15 protein-coding genes are annotated in these 18746 nt (G+C 67.6%); 6 read left to right on the top strand and 9 right to left on the bottom strand.

Annotated features, from left to right (window positions below; translation table 11 throughout):
* Positions 1 to 13: 13 nt before the first annotated feature.
* From ACIQ1T_RS13165 to rhmD, 6 genes are read right to left on the bottom strand one after another with little or no spacing between them, the layout of a single operon-like run.
* The gene (locus tag ACIQ1T_RS13165) at positions 14 to 2308 is read right to left on the bottom strand and encodes a hypothetical protein (protein ID WP_395945012.1); all 2295 of its coding nucleotides are present in this window, start codon (positions 2306 to 2308) and stop codon (positions 14 to 16) included.
* Positions 2308 to 3573, bottom strand: coding sequence for a sugar MFS transporter (locus ACIQ1T_RS13160; RefSeq protein ID WP_395945011.1), 1266 nt, complete (start codon positions 3571 to 3573; stop codon positions 2308 to 2310). Before ACIQ1T_RS13160 ends, ACIQ1T_RS13165 begins: the two co-directional genes overlap by 1 nt.
* Positions 3574 to 3633: 60 nt before the next feature.
* Positions 3634 to 4536, bottom strand: coding sequence for an amidohydrolase family protein (locus tag ACIQ1T_RS13155; RefSeq protein WP_395945010.1), 903 nt, complete (start codon positions 4534 to 4536; stop codon positions 3634 to 3636).
* 12 nt (positions 4537 to 4548) lie between these two features.
* Positions 4549 to 5301 carry an SDR family NAD(P)-dependent oxidoreductase gene (locus tag ACIQ1T_RS13150; RefSeq protein WP_395945009.1) on the bottom strand — a complete coding sequence of 251 codons (753 nt, stop codon included), beginning with the start codon at positions 5299 to 5301 and terminating at the stop codon, positions 4549 to 4551.
* Positions 5298 to 6146: a fumarylacetoacetate hydrolase family protein gene (locus ACIQ1T_RS13145; protein ID WP_395945008.1), complete on the bottom strand. Its 849-nt coding sequence runs from the start codon at positions 6144 to 6146 to the stop codon at positions 5298 to 5300. Before ACIQ1T_RS13145 ends, ACIQ1T_RS13150 begins: the two co-directional genes overlap by 4 nt.
* A gap of 20 nt (positions 6147 to 6166) precedes the next feature.
* Positions 6167 to 7360, bottom strand: a complete 1194-nt coding sequence (gene rhmD, locus ACIQ1T_RS13140) for an L-rhamnonate dehydratase (protein ID WP_395945007.1) — start codon at positions 7358 to 7360, stop codon at positions 6167 to 6169.
* Positions 7361 to 7500: 140 nt separating this feature from the next.
* On the opposite strand from rhmD, the gene ACIQ1T_RS13135 reads away from it, so the two are divergent.
* Genes ACIQ1T_RS13135 through lldD form a run of 3 tightly spaced genes read left to right on the top strand, consistent with a single transcriptional unit; the run spans position 7501 to position 10232 of the window.
* Positions 7501 to 8307, top strand: coding sequence for an IclR family transcriptional regulator (locus tag ACIQ1T_RS13135; RefSeq protein WP_395945006.1), 807 nt, complete (start codon positions 7501 to 7503; stop codon positions 8305 to 8307).
* Between the two features lie 21 nt (positions 8308 to 8328).
* Positions 8329 to 9090: an SDR family NAD(P)-dependent oxidoreductase gene (locus ACIQ1T_RS13130; RefSeq protein ID WP_395945005.1), complete on the top strand. Its 762-nt coding sequence runs from the start codon at positions 8329 to 8331 to the stop codon at positions 9088 to 9090.
* 8 nt (positions 9091 to 9098) lie between these two features.
* Complete coding sequence (gene lldD, locus ACIQ1T_RS13125) at positions 9099 to 10232, top strand: FMN-dependent L-lactate dehydrogenase LldD (RefSeq protein WP_395945004.1); 1134 nt, start codon at positions 9099 to 9101, stop codon at positions 10230 to 10232.
* A 15-nt stretch (positions 10233 to 10247) separates the two neighbouring features.
* On the opposite strand, the gene ACIQ1T_RS13120 is transcribed toward lldD, so the two are convergent.
* A complete protein-coding gene (locus ACIQ1T_RS13120) occupies positions 10248 to 10937 on the bottom strand; it encodes a TetR/AcrR family transcriptional regulator (protein WP_395945003.1) in 690 nt (229 codons plus the stop codon).
* Between the two features lie 110 nt (positions 10938 to 11047).
* On the opposite strand from ACIQ1T_RS13120, the gene ACIQ1T_RS13115 reads away from it, so the two are divergent.
* The 3 genes from ACIQ1T_RS13115 to ACIQ1T_RS13105 all read left to right on the top strand — a co-directional run bounded on the left by ACIQ1T_RS13115 (position 11048) and on the right by ACIQ1T_RS13105 (position 17683).
* Positions 11048 to 13513, top strand: coding sequence for a TonB-dependent receptor (locus ACIQ1T_RS13115; RefSeq protein ID WP_395945002.1), 2466 nt, complete (start codon positions 11048 to 11050; stop codon positions 13511 to 13513).
* Positions 13514 to 13593: 80 nt separating this feature from the next.
* Positions 13594 to 15849 (top strand): GH92 family glycosyl hydrolase, encoded by a 2256-nt coding sequence (locus tag ACIQ1T_RS13110; RefSeq protein ID WP_395945001.1) that lies wholly within the window; start codon positions 13594 to 13596, stop codon positions 15847 to 15849.
* 22 nt (positions 15850 to 15871) lie between these two features.
* Positions 15872 to 17683: a Ca2+-dependent phosphoinositide-specific phospholipase C gene (locus tag ACIQ1T_RS13105; protein ID WP_395945000.1), complete on the top strand. Its 1812-nt coding sequence runs from the start codon at positions 15872 to 15874 to the stop codon at positions 17681 to 17683.
* Between the two features lie 103 nt (positions 17684 to 17786).
* Here ACIQ1T_RS13105 and ACIQ1T_RS13100 read toward each other — a convergent pair whose 3' ends face one another.
* Together ACIQ1T_RS13100 and ACIQ1T_RS13095 are read right to left on the bottom strand one after the other, a co-directional pair.
* A complete protein-coding gene (locus tag ACIQ1T_RS13100) occupies positions 17787 to 18227 on the bottom strand; it encodes a hypothetical protein (protein ID WP_395944999.1) in 441 nt (146 codons plus the stop codon).
* A gap of 88 nt (positions 18228 to 18315) precedes the next feature.
* Positions 18316 to 18732, bottom strand: a complete 417-nt coding sequence (locus ACIQ1T_RS13095) for a DUF6491 family protein (RefSeq protein ID WP_395944997.1) — start codon at positions 18730 to 18732, stop codon at positions 18316 to 18318.
* Between the last annotated feature and the right edge of the window lie 14 nt (positions 18733 to 18746).

The raw sequence follows: 18746 nt of genomic DNA, 5'->3' as shown, positions 1-18746 counted from the left end.
TCTGTTTTCTTGCTTACGGCGCGGGCGTCAGGCCTTCGACCCGGACGGTCCAGCCGTCCTTCGGAAAGCCCGGCGCGGGACCGGTCGAACCGTCCCAGCCGCCGGCCATCAGACCCACGGCCATCAGCAGCGAACCGTTCGACGGGAAATAGGTCTCGGCGGCGCGGCGATAGCCGGGACCGTCCGGATTGACCGCCATCTCGACCCCGCCGGCGCCGGCCGAGACCGGCACCAGTTCGTCGGCGTGCTCATCCAGATGGACGCGCGGGGTCATGCCGGTCGGGCCCCACTGATTGTTCTTCAGATCGGCGAACAGCCAGTCGACGGCCTTTTCAGGCTCCCCCAGCCGGGCGGCCGTCATCGCCATCATCGGGAAGTCCCAGCCCCAGGTCTGGCGCACGTCCCAGTTCGTCTCGACCGCCTCGAAAGTGCGGCGCATGGCCTCCGGGTCGATCCGTTCGCCCGGAATGAAGCCATAGGCCATCAGGAAGGAGGGGTGGTCGCGGTTCTTGCACTGGGCCGCCGCCGCGTGCTTGCGGCAGGCCTCGGACATGGCCGTTTGCCAGAAGTCGGGGACGCTCTCGACCGGAAGATACAGGCCGTCCTTCATCGGCGGCGGGGCGATCCGGGCCAGGGCCTGGTCCCATTCGGCCTTGCGCGGCTGGCCTTTCCGTTCGCGCCACTGTTGCGCCGTCTCCAGCGCCCAGCGGAAATATTCGACTTCGAAGGTCGGATTGGTCGTGGTCAGCGGGTCGTAGTTCTCCTGGGCCGGGATCATCGGGGTTCCCAGGTTCAGGCGGCCGTCCCGTTCGATGGGCCAGGAGGCCAGCAGGTCGGCGGTGGCCTCGACCACCTCGCCGTAGCGGTCCAGCAGGGCCGGATCCTTCTCGGCGCGCCAGACCAGTTCGGCCAGCAGGATCGGATGCGGCTGCTGCCACATGATGAAGGGGGAGACCAGGCTGGGGCTGTTGCGGCCCTCCGGCCCGACCATCTTGGGCCACCAGGCGCCCTGGACGCGGTGACGCGCGGCCTCCTCGCGGGCCTTGGGCAGGTGGGCGACATACCAGGGCAGGCTGCGTTCCAGCAGGTCGGCATGGCCCCACATCGCCTGCCAGCCGGAATGCCAGGGATGCATCTCCAGATGGAACTTGCCGTACCAGCTGTTGGAGAACAGGCCCTCTTCCTGCGGCGGCAGTTCGCCTGCGCCGTTCACCGCCGACAGATATTGCGACAGCACCACCCGGCGCTCCAGTTCGGCGGCGCGGGGATCGGTGCTGCCGGTGAAGTCGACGGCGCCGCCCCGGGTCCAGAAACCGTTCCAGTGGGCGGTCGTGGCCTGGACGCCGGCGCTGTAGGCGGGCGTCGCGGGCGCCTGGGCCTGCTGGTCGAAGCGGACCATGACGGTCAGGCGGTCGCGGCCGGTCGAGGCGATGCGGAAGGCGTCGGGGCCGGTCTGTTCGATACGGCCCGAGGCGGTGACGCCGGAATAATAGGCGGTGTCATCCAGGGTGCGGCGGATGCGGATGTCGCCGGTGTCGTGGGCGATGACCTCCAGGCTCCGGGCGCCGTCGCTGTCGAAGGTCGTCGGATCGGGATTGATGGCGGGGTTCACGGCCGGATAGCGGACCTGAACCCCCAGCCCTTGGTCAGCGATCAGAGGCGAGGCGATCTCGACCATGACCATGTCCAGGGTCGGGTGGACGCGGGTCACCACCTCGACCGGTCGGCCGTCATAGGTGAAGCGGCTGGTCAGGGCGCCGGACCACAGGTCCAGGGTCTGGCGCGTGTCGGCGACCCTGGCGAAGTCCAGCGGTCTGCCGTCGGAGAAGGTCAGGCCGATGCGGCTGAGCGAGATCCGGTGCGGATTGGCGCGCAGCCAGGTGTAGGCGGGCTGGGTCTCGGCCACGGCCCAGGACTTCATCCAGGCGTAGGGCTGTTCGCCCCGGCCGGGCACGGGCGCCTCGATCAGGCCGTCCTGTTCGGTGTAGCCGTTCGGATTGGGGAAGCTGTGCCAGGCCCACTGGGCCATGGTCAGCAGGGGGGCGAGTTCCGAATATTGTTCGGGAAAGGTCTGCAGGCCCGTGATGTCGGCGGTGAAGCCCAGGTCGCCGTTGCCCAGCATGATCGGCGCATGGCGGTCGATGGCCGTCAGCACGACATTGTGGCGGGTCGCCAGGGCCTGACGGTCGATCGGCGCGGCAGGCGCGACGGCGGGGGCGACGGCCGGGGGCGGCGCCAACGTCTGGGCGCAGGCGGCGGTGGGGCCGGCCAGCAGGGTGAAGGCGAGAAGCGCGGTTCTCAGGCGCATCACTCAGCCTCCGTCCTCAGTCCCAGCCCCGCGCCCTTCCAGCCGTACCAGGCGACGACGGCGAAACAGACGGCGGGCAGCAGGAAGGCGACATTGGCGCCATAGGTGTCGGCGAGCTTGCCCATCGGCCAGGGCAGCAGCACCCCGCCGCCGATGGCCATGACCATCAGGGAGGAGGCCTTCTTGGTCCCGGCGCCCAGTCCGGTCGTGCCCAGGGCGAAGATGGTCGCGAACATGGTCGACATGAAGAAGAAGACGGCGATCAGGGCGACCGGCGAAACGATGTTGATCCCGGCGGCGACGATCAGGGTCAGGACGACGTTGATGACGCCATAGGCGGTCAGCAGAACGCGCGGGCGGACCTTCAGCAGCAGGGCGGTGGCGAGGAAGCGGCCGACCAGATAGCCGATCGCCGCCAGCGACAGCATGAAGGCGCCCTGTTGCGACGACAGGCCGGTCCAGTTGTGGGTGACCAGATTGATGAAATAGGCGCCGATCCCGACCTGGGCGCCGATGTAGAGGGCCTGGGTGATCACGCCGGCGATGAAGTGCGGCTGTTGCGACAGGGGCTTGGCGGGGGCGTCGCCCGCGACCGCGCCGCCGTGGTCGGACAGGCCGGTCTCGGGCAGGCGAGCGCGCCAGACGGCGATGGCGAACAGGACGACGCCGACGGCGATCAGCCCGTAGACGATCTGGATCGAACGGGTCGCCCCGCCCAGGGCCTCGGTCGTGGTCGGGCTGAAGAAGACGGCGCCGCCGATCAGGGGGCCGAAGAAGACGCCCAGGGCGTTGAAGGATTGGGCCAGATTCAGACGTTGCGACGCCTTGGCCGGATCGCCCAGGACGTTGACATAGGTGTCGGCGCTGGTCTCGAGGATGCACAGGCCGGCGGCGAGAACGAACATCGAGCCGACGAAGGGCAGGAAGGCGCCCGCGCCCGCCGCCGGGATGAACAGCAGGGCGCCGACGGCGGTGACGGCCAGGCCCGAGACGATGCCGAACTTGTAGCCGCGCGCGTGCAGCAACATCCCCGCCGGAACCGACAGCAGCAGATAGGCGCCGAAATAGGCGATCTGCAGCCAGGCGCTGTCGGCCTGGCTGATGCTCAGCGTCTCCTGGAAATGCTTGTTCAGCACGTCCAAGAGACCATAGGCCAGGCCCCAGATCAGGAAGCAGGCGATGGCGAAGGCCAGCGGGCCCTTCAGGGAACCGGCAGGCTTTACGAGCCCTCCGGGCGTGTGGGCGGCGTCGGTCTCGATGACCATGGGATACTCTCCTGGTGTTCCTCGGGGCCTTGCCGTCTTGGTGCGGCTTCGGCGGACTGGTTAGACTCGGTAGATCGCCTCGGCGTTGGCGGCGAACAGGCGGTCGCGTTCGTCGCCCGAGAAGTCGGCCGTGATCGCGTCGAAGGCGGAATAGAAGGCGTCGAAGCTGCCGTGGACGCGCTCGACCGGGAAGTCGGAGGCGAACATGGCCCGCTCCGTCCCGAAGGCGTCGATGCATTCCAGCACGATCGGGCGGAGGCTGTCGGGCGTCCAGGCGCGGTCGGTGATGCCAAGCCCCGAGATCTTGATCGAGACCTGGGCCTGAGCGGCCAGCAGGCGCAGACCCGTGCGCCACCGCTCCATGCCCGCCTCGTCGCGGTCGGTCGGCAGACCGGCGTGATTGACGATCATCGGGATGTCGGGGTGGCGGGCGGCGATGATGGCGGCGGTGGCCATCTGCGACGGGTAGAGCTGCAGGTCGAAGGACAGGCCATGACGGGCCAGCTTGGCGAAACCTTCGACCCATTGCGGATCGCGCAGCAGGTCGCGGTCGGTATAGGTCTTCAGCGGGTCTTCGTGCCAGCAGACGATCTGACGGATCCCGCGCACGTTCGACCGGGCGGCGTAGGCCTCCAGCAGGGCGTCCAGATCGGGATCCAGCAGGTCGGCGCCGGCGACGATCGCTTCCGGATAACCGGTGTCATTCGCGAGCGACTGAAGCCAGTCGGTTTCCGACAGCTGACAACCCACGGGCTGGCCGGCCTCGACATGGACGATCTTGTCCACGCGCCAGCCGGTCGTGTCCGCCATATAGTCCTTCAGCAGATAGTCACGATGGGCGATGGGGCTCATGTCCCCCGCCGGATTGTTCGGCAGGGGATCGTCCTGAAGCCAGCCGTAACGCGCACGCGACAGGTCCCACAGGTGGACATGGCTGTCGACGATGCGAAGGTCCGAGGCCACCTGCGGGGACTCCTAGTAGGTCGTGCGGCCGCCCGACGTATCGAACGTCGAGGCGGTGGTGAAGCTGCATTCTTCCGAGGCCATGAAACAGACCATGGCGGCGCTCTCCTCGACTTCCCCCAGACGGCCCATCGGGATCTTGGAACGCATATAGTCGACCTGGCTCTGGGGCAGTTGTTCCAGGATCGGGCTCTCGAAGGTGGCGGGGGTCAGGCTGTTGGCGATCACGCCCCTGCCGGCCAGTTCCTTGCCCAGCGACTTGGTGAAGCCGATCACGCCTGCCTTGGAGGCCGAATAGGCGCTGGCGTTGGGATTGCCTTCCTTGCCGGCGACCGAGGCGACATTGACGATCCGGCCGTAGCTGTTGGCCAGCATGAAGGGCACGACCGCGCGCGAGCAGTAGAAGATCCCGTTCAGATTGATGTCGACGACCCGTTTCCAGCTGTCGATCGGAAACTCGTGAACCGGCACGGTGGCGCCGGTGATCCCGGCCGAGGCGACCAGGATGTCGATGCGGCCGCCCAGAGCCGCTGCTGAAGCCTCGGCGGCTTCCTGCACCGCGCCCGGTTCGGCGACGTCCACGGCGATCACATGGGTTGCGCCGACCTCTTCCGCCGCAGCCTTCAGTGCGTCCGCATTGAGGTCCCACAGGACCACCTTGCCGCCTTCGGCTACGATGCGGGCGGCCGAGGCCTTGCCCAGGCCCGAGGCGCCGCCGGTGACGACGGCGGTGCGGCCTTCGAAACGTCCGGAATAAGCGCTCATCGCGACCACGCCACGAAGGTCTGGCCCTGTTCGCCCAGCTTCTGGATGCCCAGTCGAACTTGGTCGCCGGCCTTCAGATAGAGGGGCGGCTTCTGGCCCAGGCCGACGCCGGGCGGGGTGCCGGTGGTGATCAGGTCGCCGGGCTCCAGCGTCATGAACTCGGACAGGTAGGAGACGATCTCGGCGACGGTGAAGATCATCGTCCTGGTGCTGCCGGTCTGCATCCGCTTGCCGTTCAGATCCAGCCACATGTCCAGATCCTGGACGTCGCCGACCTCGTCGGTCGTGACCAGCCAGGGGCCGACCGGACCGAAGGTGTCGCAGCCCTTGCCCTTGTCCCAGGTGGGGCCGCGCTCGATCTGGAAGGCGCGCTCGGACACGTCGTTGATCAGGACATAGCCGGCGACGTGATCCAGGGCCTCTTCCTTGGTCACGTAGGAGGCGGTCTTGCCGATCACCACGCCCAGTTCGACCTCCCAGTCGGTCTTTTCCGAACCGCGCGGGATGACCACGTCGTCGTTCGGACCGTTCAGGCAGGTGATGGCCTTGGTGAAGACAACCGGCTCGGCCGGAATGGGCAGGTTCGACTCCGCCGCGTGGTCGGCGAAGTTCAGGCCGATGGCGATGAATTTGCGGCTGCCGTTGACCGGCACCCCGTAGCGCTGCTCGCCCTCGACGACGGGCAGGGATGCGACGTCGATCGCGGCGAGTTTCGCCAGGCCCTCGGCCGACAGCAGGTCGGGGGTGATGTCGGCGACATGGCCGGACAGGTCGCGGATGCGGCCCTCGTCATCCAGCAGGCCGGGTTTTTCCTGACCCTTGGGGCCGTAGCGGAGCAGTTTCATCTGGGAGGTCTCTTCTCGTCTTAGCGCGCGTAGGGGCGATGCAGGGCGATGTCGCGGTTCAGTTCGACGCCGAAGCCGGGCGCATCCGGCACCTTCAGGCGGCCGTTCACCGGCACGGGTTCGCCGATCAGCTGGGGGTGGAACATGGGCACGACCTCGTCGGCCCCCGGCGCCATCATCAGGAATTCGGCGAACGGGCTGTTATGGCGCGTCACCACGAAATGGTAGGAATAGACTGACGAGCCGTGCGGGATCATCAGCACGCCCTTGGCGTCGGCCAGGTCCGAGATCTTGATCAGTTCGGTCACGCCGCCGCACCAGCCCACGTCCGGCTGGATGATGTCGCAGCATTCCATCTCCAGCAGCATGCGGAAGCCCCAGCGGGTGGCCTCATGCTCGCCGGTGGTGACCAGCATCCCCGGGGGGGCGTTCTTCTTCAGCGCCTGATAGCCCCAATAGTCGTCGGGGCTCAGGGCTTCCTCGATCCACTTCAGCCCGTATTTGTGGGCGGCCTGGGCCAGACGGGTGGCGTAGTTCAGGTCCAGCGCCATCCAGCAGTCGAACATCAGCCAGAAGTCGTCGCCGCAGGCGTTCCGCATGGCCTCCAGTTCGGCCAGGTTTTTCTTCAGCCCTTCCTCGCCCTCGGCGGGGCCGTGGTGCAGGGGCATCTTGCCGCCGATGAAGCCTAATTCCTTGGCCTTGTCCGGCCGGGCGCCGGTCGCATAGAATTGCAGCTCGTCGCGCACCGCCCCGCCCAGCATGGCGAAGACCGGCTCCTGACGCAGGCGGCCCAGCAGATCCCACAGGGCCAGGTCCACGCCCGAGATGGCGTTCACCACCAGACCCTTGCGACCGTAATACTGGGTCGAGAAATACATCTGGTCCCAGATCTTCTCGACCTCGGTCGGGTCGCGCCCCTCCAGGAAGCGGGCCAAGTGTTTCTCGACGATATAGGCGGCGGGTTCGCCCCCGGTCGTGACGGCGAACCCGACCACGCCGTTCTCGGCCTCGATCTCGACCACCAGGGTGCCCAGCACATTGATGCCGAAGCTACGGCGGCTCTGGCGATACTCGGGGTATTTCGCCATCGGCGTGGCGATATGGTCGTCGATCCAGTGGCCGTCGCCCTGGTCGTGATAGTCGGCGCCGCCGCCCGCGCCGTCGTTCTTAACGACGAAGGCGCGCACGTGCTTGATCTTCGGAAGGCGACTCATCGAGCGAACACCGGAATTCGGTGATTGGCTCCCATCATGCGGGATTTCACTGGCTTTCCTCCGTGCGTCGCTTCAAAGTCCATACTGTGGAGTAGGACGACTTGCGCGTTTTGCTACATTCTGAGAATAAGGATTACAAAATGGGACGAGCGGCGTCAATCAAGACCGAACAGGTCGATGGGGAAGAAGAAGTCGGCGTGAAGGCGTCCGGCAGTCAGACCCTGTTGCGTGGTCTGGATGTGATCGACGCCCTGATGGAGGGCTCGCTGCCGCTGGCCGAACTGTCCGAAAAACTGGACCTGACCCGCAGCACCACCCACCGCCTGGCCTCGGCCCTGGTCGATCGGCGCCTTCTGTCTTTCCGTCCGCGCGAGGGCTACAGCCTGGGGCCGAAACTGCTGGAACTGGGTCATGCGGCCAGCCAGCAGATGCACCTGCCGCGTGTCGCCCGGCCCTGGCTGGAACAGCTGTCGGCCCAGACCGACGACACGGTCCACCTGGGCGTGCTGGACGGCCGTCACGCCCTCTATCTGGACAAGGTCGCCGGTCGTCGCCGCATCAACATCGGCTCGCGCCTGGGCGAACGGCATCCGATCGCCTCGACCGGCCTGGGCAAGGCCCTGATCCTCGACAAGACCGAGCCGGAATGGATCGACTTCTACGCCGCCCCCGGCGCGGCCTTCGATTCGTCCGCCCGCGCCGTCTGGCTGGAGCGGATGCATGGCTACGCCCAGAAGGGCTATGCCTTCGACCTGGAAGAGAACGAGGACCAGATCCGCTGCGTCGCCGCCCCGATCCGTTCGGTGGACGGCCATATCGTCGCCGCGCTCAGCGTCTCCTCGGCCGCTCAATATATGTCCGACGCCCGGATGACGGAACTGACCAAGACCGTCACCGACGCCGCCGACGCCATCAGCGCCGACCTCGGTTGGCTGCCCAAACCATAATAGAGAAACGCCGGAGCCCGCATGTTGCTTGAGAACAAGGTCGTCCTGATCACGGGCGCATCGCGGGGTATCGGACGGGCGACGGCCGTCGAGGCGGCCAGACAGGGCGCCAACGTCGCCATCAACACCTACAAGGACGACATCGTCGCCGCCGAGGTGGTCGCCGAGATCGAGGCCCTGGGCCGCAAGGCCATCGTCGTCGACGCCGACGTGGCCCTGCCGGAAAGCGCCGCGACCTTCGTGAACGCGGCCGTCGAGGCCTTCGGTCGGGTGGACGTCTTCGTCTCCAACGCCGGCATCTGCCCCTTCCACGCCTTCCTCGATATGCCGGTCGAGACCCTGCGCCGCACGATGGAGGTCAATCTCCACGGGGCCTATTTCATGACCCAGGCGGCCGCGAACCAGATGGTGAAACAGGGGGAGGGCGGTTCCATCGTCGCCATCAGTTCGATCTCGGCCCTGGTCGGCGGCGAGATGCAGACCCACTACACCCCGACCAAGGCGGGGGTGCACAGCCTGATGCAGTCGTGCGCCGTCGCGCTGGGTCGTCACGGCATTCGCTGCAACTCGGTCCTGCCGGGCACCATCGCCACCGACATCAACAAGGACGATCTCGCCGACCCGGCGAAGCGCAAATATATGGAAGGTCGCATCCCGCTGGGGCGTCTGGGCCGTCCGGAGGACATCGCCTCGGTCGTCGCCTTCCTGGCCTCGGACATGGCGGGCTACATGTCCGGCGCGGCCCTGCTGGTCGACGGCGGCGCCTTCGCCAATTTCCAGTAGGGCGTCCGATGATCATCTCGTCGCCCGGCGATTATCGCGAGGCCGCGCGCCGCAAGCTGCCGCCCTTCCTGTTCCATTACATCGACGGCGGCGCCTACGCCGAGCAGACCCTGCGCCGCAATGTCGAGGACTGGCAGGCCATCGCCCTGCGCCAGCGCGTGCTGCAGGACATGACCAGTCTCAGCCTCGAGACCAGGCTGTTCGACGAGACCCTGCGTCTGCCCTTGATTCTGGCGCCGGTCGGCCTGACCGGCATGTACGCCCGGCGCGGCGAGGTTCAGGCTGCGAAGGCTGCGGCCTCGCGCGGCGTGCCCTTCACCCTGTCCACCGTCTCGGTCTGCCCGATCGAGGAGGTGGCGCCCGCCATCGACCGGCCGATGTGGTTCCAGCTCTATGTGCTTCGCGACCGGGGCTTCATGAAGAGCGCGCTGGAGCGGGCGAAGGCGGCGGGAGTGAAGACCCTGGTCTTCACCGTCGACATGCCGACCCCCGGCGCCCGCTATCGCGACGCCCATTCGGGCATGAGCGGCTCGAACGCCGAGATGCGCCGGATGGTGCAGGCCATGACCCATCCGGCCTGGGCCTGGGACGTGGGGCTGAACGGACGGCCGCACGATCTGGGGAATGTCTCGGCCTATCTGGGCAAGCCCACGGGGCTGGCCGACTATATCGGCTGGCTAGGCGCCAATTTCGATCCGTCGATCTCGTGGAAGGATCTGCAATGGATCCGCGACTTCTGGGACGGGCCGATGATCATCAAGGGCGTGCTGGACGCCCAGGACGCCCGCGACGCGGTCGCCTTCGGCGCCGACGGCATAGTGGTGTCGAACCACGGCGGGCGTCAGCTGGACGGCGTTCTGTCCTCGGCCCGGGCGCTGCCCGCCATCGCGAATGCGGTGAAGGGCGATCTGAAGATCCTGGTCGATTCAGGCGTCCGCAACGGTCTGGACGTGGTGCGCGCCATCGCCCTAGGCGCCGACGCCGTCATGCTGGGCCGCGCCTTCGTCTACGCCCTGGCGGCGGCCGGCGAGGCGGGCGTCGCCAATCTGCTCGACCTGTTCGAGAAGGAGATGCGGGTGGCCATGACCCTGACCGGCGCCAGGTCGATCGCAGCCATCGACCAGACGGCCTTGGCGCGCTGATCAACTGGACGGGCTTTACTCCAGGACGCGAGACCGCGCCTCGAGCGGCGGTAAAGGAAGCGGGGCCGTGGGCGGGAGGGCTGGCCTGTTCTGCGGGGCGTAGTCCGGGTAGTGGAACATGGCCTGGAAGACATGGGCGGCGTCTTCGTAGAGCAGGTCCGGATCGGCTTCGCCCTCCTTGACCATCTCGTCCATCGCATAGGCGATTTCCACCGACATCCGGGTGCGCCGGCGCACGACCTCGCGCGGGACATGCGGCAGATAGGGCATGTAGACGTCGGTCAGCAGATCGGCGCAGGCGTTGTGCGCCATCAGTCGGATGTGGGACAGGGCGGGCATCGCATGCAGGGCGCGCATGACCCAAAGCCATTCGGGCGCGGCCGCCGTCACGGCGTTCAGATCGCGCATGAGGGTGACGCCGGCTTTGGAAAGGGTTTCCAGACCGCTGTCGCGATAGCGCTCGACCCAGGCGTTCAGGATGACCGTCTGCCGCTCCAGGATGCGTTCCGCCAAGGCGAGCAGGATGGCCTGTTTGTCGTCGAAATAGCGATAGAAGGCGGGGGGCGTGACGCCCGCGCGTTCGCAGATCAGATTGGCCGATATACGCTCCAGCCCGACCTCCGCCAGAAGCTGGCCCGCAGCGTCGAGCAGGCCTTCGAAGGTGCGCTTCGAGCGATCCTGAAGCGGTTGTCTGTATCCGGTCATCAAGCCTTCCAAGCCGTTCGCCCGTTCCTGACAGCATTCTTCGCAGACGTGTCATGAAAACGATACTGATGACTATCATGTAGCGGCCTCGTCACCAACGGGGTCGTTCCATGTTCCGCCATTCCGCTTCTCGCCTGTCCCTGCTCGCCGCCCTGGCGTCCAGCGTCGCCTGGGTTTCGCCTGCCTTTGCGCAGGACGCCGCGACCGACGCCGCCCAGCTTGACGAAGTGATCGTCACCGGCCGCGCCGGCGCCGCGCAGAAGAAGGTCGAGGCCAGCTACGCCATCTCGACCGTGTCCGAGGAGGACCTGCAGATGCGCGCTCCGGTCGGCGTCGGCGAGGCGCTGAAGAATGTTCCCGGCTTCTGGATCGAGAATTCGTCCGGCGAGGCCAGCGGCAATATCCGCGTCCGCGGCATCCCCAACGACGGCTATTCGACGGTGGGCCTGCTGGAAGACGGCATCGCGGCCCAGGCGGACGCCGGCCTGGGCTGGCTGAACGCCGACCAGTCGATGCGGGTCGACCAGACGGCCCAGCGCATCGAGGTCGTGCGCGGCGGACCGTCGTCGATCTTCTATTCCAACGCCCCGGGCGCGGTGATCAACTTCATCACCCGGCGCGGCGGCGACACCACGGAAGGCCTCGCCCGATACGAGACCAGCGACTACAATTCCCACCGCGTGGACGGCTGGGTCGGCGGCCCGATCGGCGACACCGACTGGCGCTATCTGGTCGGCGGCTACTACCGCCTGTCCGACGGCCAGCGCGACACCGGCTATCGCCAGGACGAGGGCGGCCAGTTCCGCGCCACCCTGTCGCGCGACTTCGACCGCGGCTCGATCATGCTGGGCGTCAAGCGTATCGACGAGCGGATCGGCAACGCCGCCGGCGGCATCTTCATGAACGACGCCTCGGGCGATCCGGTCGGCGTGCCCGGCTATGACGTCCTGAAAGACTCCATCGCCGGACCCGAGACGCAGCATTTCGACTTCCTGACCCCGGACGGCGTCTATGGGTTCGACGCCGCCGACGGCACCACGGTCGAGCTGACCCAGCTGACGATGACCGGCGACTACAAGCTGACGGACAACCTGACGGTTGAGCACCGGATGCGCTATCGCGACAGCTACACCCGCCGCAACAGCATCACCCCCTACAGCGTCGCCTCGGCCGAAGACCTGCTGGCCTCGACCTATGGCGCCTATGTCGGCGCCGGCCAGAGCCTGGGTCTGTTCTATCGCGACAGCGGCGAAGCCTTCGATCTGGCGAACCAGAACGGCAACGGTCTGGGGCTGGTGAACCTGGCCCGCTCCTACACCGTGCCGCTGGAGGAGTTCATCTCGGACACGCGTCTGGTGGCCAAGTTTGACGCCTTTGGATCGCACAACGCCGCCTTCGGCGTCTATTTCGCCTCGGTGGACGAGGAGTACGGCACCAACTCGGCGGCGGTCCTGACCGAGGTCAAGAACAACGCCGCGGTGCTGGACGCCTATCTGCTGAGCGGCTCGGGCGACAAACTGTACCAGTTCACCAACGGCGGGATCATGTCGTACGGCTCGGAGTGGAACAACGCCAACGGCTCGTCCAAGACCTTCGCCCTCTACGCCAGCGACGAATGGCAGGTCACCGACAAGCTGCGCATCGACGGCGGCGCCCGCTGGGAGAAGATCGACATCGAGGGCGAGGTCGAGGGACGTCGTCGGGTCAACCTGAACCAGAGCCCGACGGCCGCCGACGATTCGGTCATCACCGGCAACGGCGTCTTCACCGGCTTCGACCGGTCGTTCGACCACGCCTCCTGGACCCTGGGCGCCAACTACCAGTTCCAGCCGGACCTGGGCGCCTTCGTGCGCTACACCAGCGCCTTCCGCCTGCCCAGCATCTCCAGCTTCCTGGGCAACGCCGGCGCCGATCCGGTCACACAGACGATGAATTTCACCGAGGCCGGCCTGAAGTTCAGCCGTTCCAGCCTGGACCTGTACGTCACGGCCTTCCGCTCGATCTATGAGAGCTATGAGATCAGCGACTACCGCACGGCGCCCGACGGCGCCCTGGTGCTGAACCGCGTGTTCGGCGACACCGAGACCAACGGCGTCGAGGTCGAGGCCTTCTGGACCCCGGTCGACTGGTTCGACCTGCGCGCCATGTGGACCTATCAGGACGCCCGCTTCACCGACTTCGTCTACACCAACAGCGCCGGCCAGCAGATCGACTATTCCGACAACCGTCTGATCCGGGTGCCGGAAAACAGCCTGCGCATCACGCCCGGCGTCAACCTGTTGAACGACCGCCTGCGGGTCCAGGCCGACATCGGCTTCTATGGTCAGCGTTTCGCCGAGGTCGCCAACCAGATCAATCTGCCGGAATACTGGCTGGTCGACATGAACGCCCGCTACGACCTGACGGACCGCGTCCAGCTGAACCTGATGGTCAACAACCTGTTCGACGAGATCGGCCTGGTGAACGGCAATCCGCGCGCCGGCGCCATCGAGAACGGCGAGGTCGGCGACAGCGTCTACATCGGCAGCTCGGTGGTGGGCCGCAACATCCGCGCCGCCGTCACCTACCGCTTCTGACAAGGCCTCGGGCCGGCGACCCAGGTCGCCGGCCCGAACCGATTCACGACCTCTGACCGCCGGACCGGAGTCTTCGACCCATGCGCAAGTCAATCCGTTCTCTGGCGGCCTTCGCGGCCGCCGGTCTCCTGATGGGTCTGGGGCCCGCGCCGGCGCAGCCGGACCTCGGCGATCCGATGGCCTGGGTGGATCCCTACATCGGCGTCGACTGGTACGGTCAGTCCTTCCTGGGCGCGACCCGCCCGTTCGGCATGGTCAAGCTGGGGCCGGACATGGAAAGCTTCGACGGTCGTCCGTCCAAGTTCGGCTATCTGAGCGGCGGCCGGGTGCTGGGCTACAGCCACCTGCACCTGCAGGGCGCGGCCGGGAAATACGGCAATATCCGCATCATGCCGGCGACGGGGGTGCTGGACCTGGCCGATGTGACCTCGCCTGCCAACGAGGAGACGGCGACCCCCGACTATTACGCCGCCACCCTGGCGCGGCCCGACGTGCGGGTGGAGCTGACCACCACGGAACGGGCGGGTCTGCACCGCTATACCTACCGCTCGGGCGAGGACGCCCATCTGACCGTGCGGCTGGACCGGATCCTGACCCAGAGCAATGGTCGTGAAGGCCAGAAATTCCTCGGCGCAGATTTGACGGTGAACTCGGCGCGCGAGATCAGCGGCATGGGCCGCTACGCCGGGGGCTGGAACCTGGGCGGGGAATACCGGGTCTATTTCGTCATCCTTCTGGATCAGGACGCCGCCGGGGTGCGGACCTGGGGGGCGGACGGCTTCTCTGACGCCGCCAGCCTGAGCGTCGAGGGCGACCATCCGATCGGCGCCAGTTTCGACTTCGACGGCCGGGCCGACCGGGTCGTCAACGCCAAGGTCGGCGTCTCCTTCGTCAGTGTCGATCAGGCGCGGCGCAACGCACGGGCCGCCGCCGATTTCGACACGGCGCGCGCCGAGGCCCACGCCGCCTGGGAGCAGGCCCTGTCTCCGATCAGGGTCGAGGGCGGCAGTTCCGCCGACCGGCGCCAGTTCTACACCGCCCTGTATCACCTGCAGCTGATGCCGTCGGACCGCACGGGCGAGAACCCCGGCTGGACCTCGGACGAACCCTATTATGACGACTATCAGGCCGTCTGGGACACCTTCCGCAGCGCTTGGCCCCTGCTGACCCTGATCCAGCCGGAGCGCAGCCGCGACCTGTTGCGCTCGCTGATCGACGTCTATCGCCATGAGGGCTGGATGCCGGACGCACGGGTCGGCGACAGCAATGGCCGCACGCAAGGGGGATCGAACAGCGACGTCGTCGTCGCCGACGCCTTCGTGAAGGGCATGACCGGCATCGACTATGGCGCCGCCTTCGAGGCCATGATCAAGAACGCCACCGTCTCGCCGCCGGACGCGGAGAAGGAAGGACGGGGCGGCCTGCCCGACTATCTGAACCGGGGCTATATCTCGACCGACTACGACCGGGCCGGGTCGCGTACGGTCGAATACGCCTACAACGACTTCGCCATCGCCCAGGTGGCGTGCGGCCTGGGCCAGCCGGAGGTGGCGGCGCGCTACCGGGCCCAGTCCGGAAACTTCGCCAATCTGTTCGACCGGGACATGGAGGTCCAGGGGATCAAGGGCTTCATCCGTCCGCGCAACCCGGACGGAAGCTGGGCCGAGCCCTATATGGCCAAGCGCGGCACCTGGCCGGACTTCTTCTACGAGGCCGACCTGTGGACCTATTCCCTGTATGCGCCGCACGACGTGGCGCGTCTGGTCGAATTGTCGGGCGGCCGCGACGCCTTCATCCGCCGCGTAGACGCCCTGTTCGATCGGCTGCAGTTCGACATGACCAACGAGCCGGGCTTCCTGGCGCCGATGCTGTACCACTATGTCGGACGGCCGGATAAGTCGGTGCAGCGGATCATCGACTATCGCGGCAAGGGCTTCCTGGACGCGCGCGGCGGCACTCCGGGGCCGGAGGATTCCGGCGCCATGTCCAGCTGGTACGCCTTCCACGCCATGGGCTTCTTCCCCGTCGCCGGCCAGGACCTGTACCTGATCGGCTCGCCGATCTTCACCCGCAGCGAGATGGCCATCGGCGAAGGACGGACCTTCGTGATCGAGGCCCCGGGCGCCGCCGATCCGGCCAACCGCTACGTCCAGTCGGCCGAGCTGAACGGGCGCCCCCTCGACCGGGCCTGGTTCCGCCACAGCGAGATCGCGGCCGGCGGGCGGCTGACCCTGCACATGGGACCGGCCCCGACCGCCTGGGGCACGACCGAACTGCCGCCGTCCCTGTCCGGCGACGACGCGGCCAGCGCCGCCCTGCGCTGCCCGGCCCGATAGATTTCGACGAAGGACACCCGTCATGCTGACCCTGATCGCGGCCCTGATGGCCGGCGCCGCCCTGACCTGTGATCCCACCGCCGCCGACGTGCGGGCCGGCGGCGGCGACGCCTGCGCCCGGCCGTGGATGGACGCCGCGCTGCGGATGAACGACATCACCGTGGTCGGCACGCACAACAGCTACAAACAGGCCATTCCGGAGGCCGAGATGGCGGCCATGGTCGCCGCGACGCCTCTGGCCCTGGGGCTGGACTACGCCCACCGTCCCTTGACGGAACAGCTGGACGCCGGCGCGCGCCAGATCGAGATCGACGTGCTGAACGATCCCGAGGGCGGTCGTTTCGCCCATCCCCTGTCGGCCCTGGGACGGCCGGGGCAGGGGGCGGCGGTCGGCGCGGCCTTCGTCGAGACCATGTCGAAGCCCGGCTTCAAGACCCTGCACATCCCCGACCTGGACTTCCGCAGCTCCTGCCTGACCTTCGTCGCCTGCCTGGGCGAGATCAGCGCCTGGTCGAAGGCCCATCCCGATCATGCGCCGATCCTGATCATGCTGAACGCCAAGACGGGCAAGCCGACCGTGCCGGGCGGTGTCGAGGCGCCGGCGTTCGACGCCGCAGCCTGGCGCGCCCTGGACGCCGAGATCCGGTCGGTGTTCGACGCCGGACATCTGATCACGCCCGACCAGGTCCGCGGCGATCACGCCACCCTGCGCGAGGGCGTGCTGGCCGGCGGCTGGCCCAGCCTGGGCGCGGCGCGCGGCAAGGTCTTCTTCGCCCTGGACGAGAAGGGCGACAAGATCGCCGGCTATCTGCAGGACCATCCGTCGCTGCAGGGCCGCGCCATGTTCGTCAATACCGACGAGGCCAGCCCCGCCGCCGCCTATCTGACCATCAATGATCCGGTGGCTCAGCAGGACAGGATCCGCGCCGCCGTGCGTCAGGGCTTCATCGTCCGCACCCGGGCCGACTCCGAGACCGTCGAGGCCCGCGCCGGCGATGTGACCCGCCGCAGCGCCGCCTTCGCCAGCGGGGCGCAATATGTCTCGACCGACTATCTGTGGGCCGATCCGCGCTTCCCGGGCTTCGAGGTGCGTCTGGCCGGCGGCGCGGCAGCGGTGTGCAACGGCCTGCGCACCGCGCGCCGCTGCGATGACCTGGCCGTGGAAATGGTCGCCGGCGCCCCGCCGCGCGGCTATCTGGCGGTCGAGGCGCGGCCCGACCTGACGACCATCCTGCCGCCTCCGCCCGCGCCCGGTTCGCCGCGCGACCGCGCCAACGCCGAGATCTTCCGCCAGACCCGCGCCCTGCAGGGCACGCCACGCTGGGAACAGGCGACGGCGGACGTCACCGGCGACATGTACGACCATTTCGCCGCCGCCCTGGGCGTGCGCCTGACCGAGGAGACGGCGCCGGTGCTGACCGCCCTGCTGCGTCGTTCCGGCGCCGATCGCACGGTCGGCCTGGCCAAGGATCACTGGGGGACGAAACGCCCCTACATCGGCACGGATCTGCCGATCTGCGAGGCGAAGACGGCGCATCTGGCGAGCAATCCGGACTATCCGTCGGGTCATTCCGGCCACGGCGTGCACGTCGCCATGATCCTGGCCGAGCTGGCGCCCCAGCGGGCCGACGCCCTGTACGCCAGGGGGCGGGAATTCGCCGAAAGCCGCTACATCTGCGGCTCGCACAGCTACAGCGCCGTCGAGGCCGGCATCCTGGGCGGCATGATCGCCTATGGCGCCGAACAGACATCCGAAACCTTCCGTCGCGACATGGAAGCGGCGCGGGCCGAGGTGCAGGCGGCGCTCGCCCGCGACATCGGCGGTGACCGCTGATGACGTCACAGCGGATTTGAACGGCGACGAGGACGAGCGTCAGCAGGGCGTGTCCGCGCCCTGCAGGATGCGACCCTCCCGGATTCGGGGAGGGGCCGGTCTGCTAGGACCCTCGCCCTGCCGCGATGAAGGCTGCGATCGTCGGCCAGGACTCACCCTGGGGCCGCATGTCGTCGCAGGCGAAGGACTTGAGAGCGCCATAGACGCCGCCGGACGGCGTGGCCTCCCATGCGCCGTCCTCGGCGACGCGGTCGGTTTCGGCGCCGTCGGGGCCGTGGGTGACGTCAGCCGTGGTGCGTGACTGGCCGTCCGAACAGCGGATGGCGACTTCCTCGCTCTCATGGCTCTGGTCGCCGGCGTCGCCCTGGGTCGGTATGCGGGCGAAGCGAACGGTCACGACGCCGTCGACAGCGGTCAGGGTGTCCTGATCGACCAGATAGGCCGTTCGATCACTGGACGAGAACCGGCTCCAGTTTTCGGCGCCCGCTGGCGTCGCTGCGACCAGGGCTGCGACGATGATGGTGAGTTTGGCGATTCCGCGCATGTCATCCTCCCTAAGAGGGGAGGATTTGATACCCGCGATCGTCGGAATTCAAGCGAGTCGGCGCATGGGCGGGCGGGCCGCAGTCCGGTCAGGGCCGGACGCGGTCGGGCAGGGCGGCGACCTCTTCCGCGGTCAGGGATTTGGTGACGAAGGCGCGGCAGGAGCCCTGGCCGGGATTGGCGTTGGGAACGACGATCGCGACGGGATCGCCGACACAGATATTGTTCGATCCCCCTGCGGTAGGCCTGACGGCGATCGAGATCGCGGAGTCCAGACTCCAGCAGCCGCCGCTGGTGTTGATCTGGAACACGTCGTCTCGGCTGGAGCGAATATAGAGGTTGGACTGGCGGTCCGCCCGGAAGTTGCGGATCGTGTCCGTGCGGAAACAGCGCGCCGCAGCCGTCTCGTCGGCGTCGGTCCTGGCGATCTTTGCCGAGGGGGCGCAGGCGGAGACGGTGGAAAGGGCCATGGCCGAAACGGCGAGAGCGGTCAGTGCGGAGCGCATTGGAAATACCTTCG

This window comes from Brevundimonas sp. (assembly GCF_044336875.1).
GTDB lineage: Bacteria > Pseudomonadota > Alphaproteobacteria > Caulobacterales > Caulobacteraceae > Brevundimonas.
Note: the sequence above shows the minus strand (reverse complement) of the source record. Positions and strands in the feature narration are given on the sequence as shown.

Coding starts and splice junctions, on each gene's coding strand:
- ACIQ1T_RS13165 (WP_395945012.1), bottom strand. CDS start 2,308: ATGCGCCTGAGAACCGCGCTTCTCGCCTTCACCCTGCTGGCCGGCCCC.
- ACIQ1T_RS13110 (WP_395945001.1), top strand. CDS start 13,594: ATGCGCAAGTCAATCCGTTCTCTGGCGGCCTTCGCGGCCGCCGGTCTC.
- ACIQ1T_RS13145 (WP_395945008.1), bottom strand. CDS start 6,146: ATGAAACTGCTCCGCTACGGCCCCAAGGGTCAGGAAAAACCCGGCCTG.
- ACIQ1T_RS13150 (WP_395945009.1), bottom strand. CDS start 5,301: ATGAGCGCTTATTCCGGACGTTTCGAAGGCCGCACCGCCGTCGTCACC.
- lldD (WP_395945004.1), top strand. CDS start 9,099: ATGATCATCTCGTCGCCCGGCGATTATCGCGAGGCCGCGCGCCGCAAG.
- ACIQ1T_RS13120 (WP_395945003.1), bottom strand. CDS start 10,937: ATGACCGGATACAGACAACCGCTTCAGGATCGCTCGAAGCGCACCTTC.
- ACIQ1T_RS13095 (WP_395944997.1), bottom strand. CDS start 18,732: ATGCGCTCCGCACTGACCGCTCTCGCCGTTTCGGCCATGGCCCTTTCC.
- ACIQ1T_RS13135 (WP_395945006.1), top strand. CDS start 7,501: ATGGGACGAGCGGCGTCAATCAAGACCGAACAGGTCGATGGGGAAGAA.
- ACIQ1T_RS13160 (WP_395945011.1), bottom strand. CDS start 3,573: ATGGTCATCGAGACCGACGCCGCCCACACGCCCGGAGGGCTCGTAAAG.
- rhmD (WP_395945007.1), bottom strand. CDS start 7,360: ATGAGTCGCCTTCCGAAGATCAAGCACGTGCGCGCCTTCGTCGTTAAG.
- ACIQ1T_RS13115 (WP_395945002.1), top strand. CDS start 11,048: ATGTTCCGCCATTCCGCTTCTCGCCTGTCCCTGCTCGCCGCCCTGGCG.
- ACIQ1T_RS13100 (WP_395944999.1), bottom strand. CDS start 18,227: ATGCGCGGAATCGCCAAACTCACCATCATCGTCGCAGCCCTGGTCGCA.
- ACIQ1T_RS13130 (WP_395945005.1), top strand. CDS start 8,329: ATGTTGCTTGAGAACAAGGTCGTCCTGATCACGGGCGCATCGCGGGGT.
- ACIQ1T_RS13105 (WP_395945000.1), top strand. CDS start 15,872: ATGCTGACCCTGATCGCGGCCCTGATGGCCGGCGCCGCCCTGACCTGT.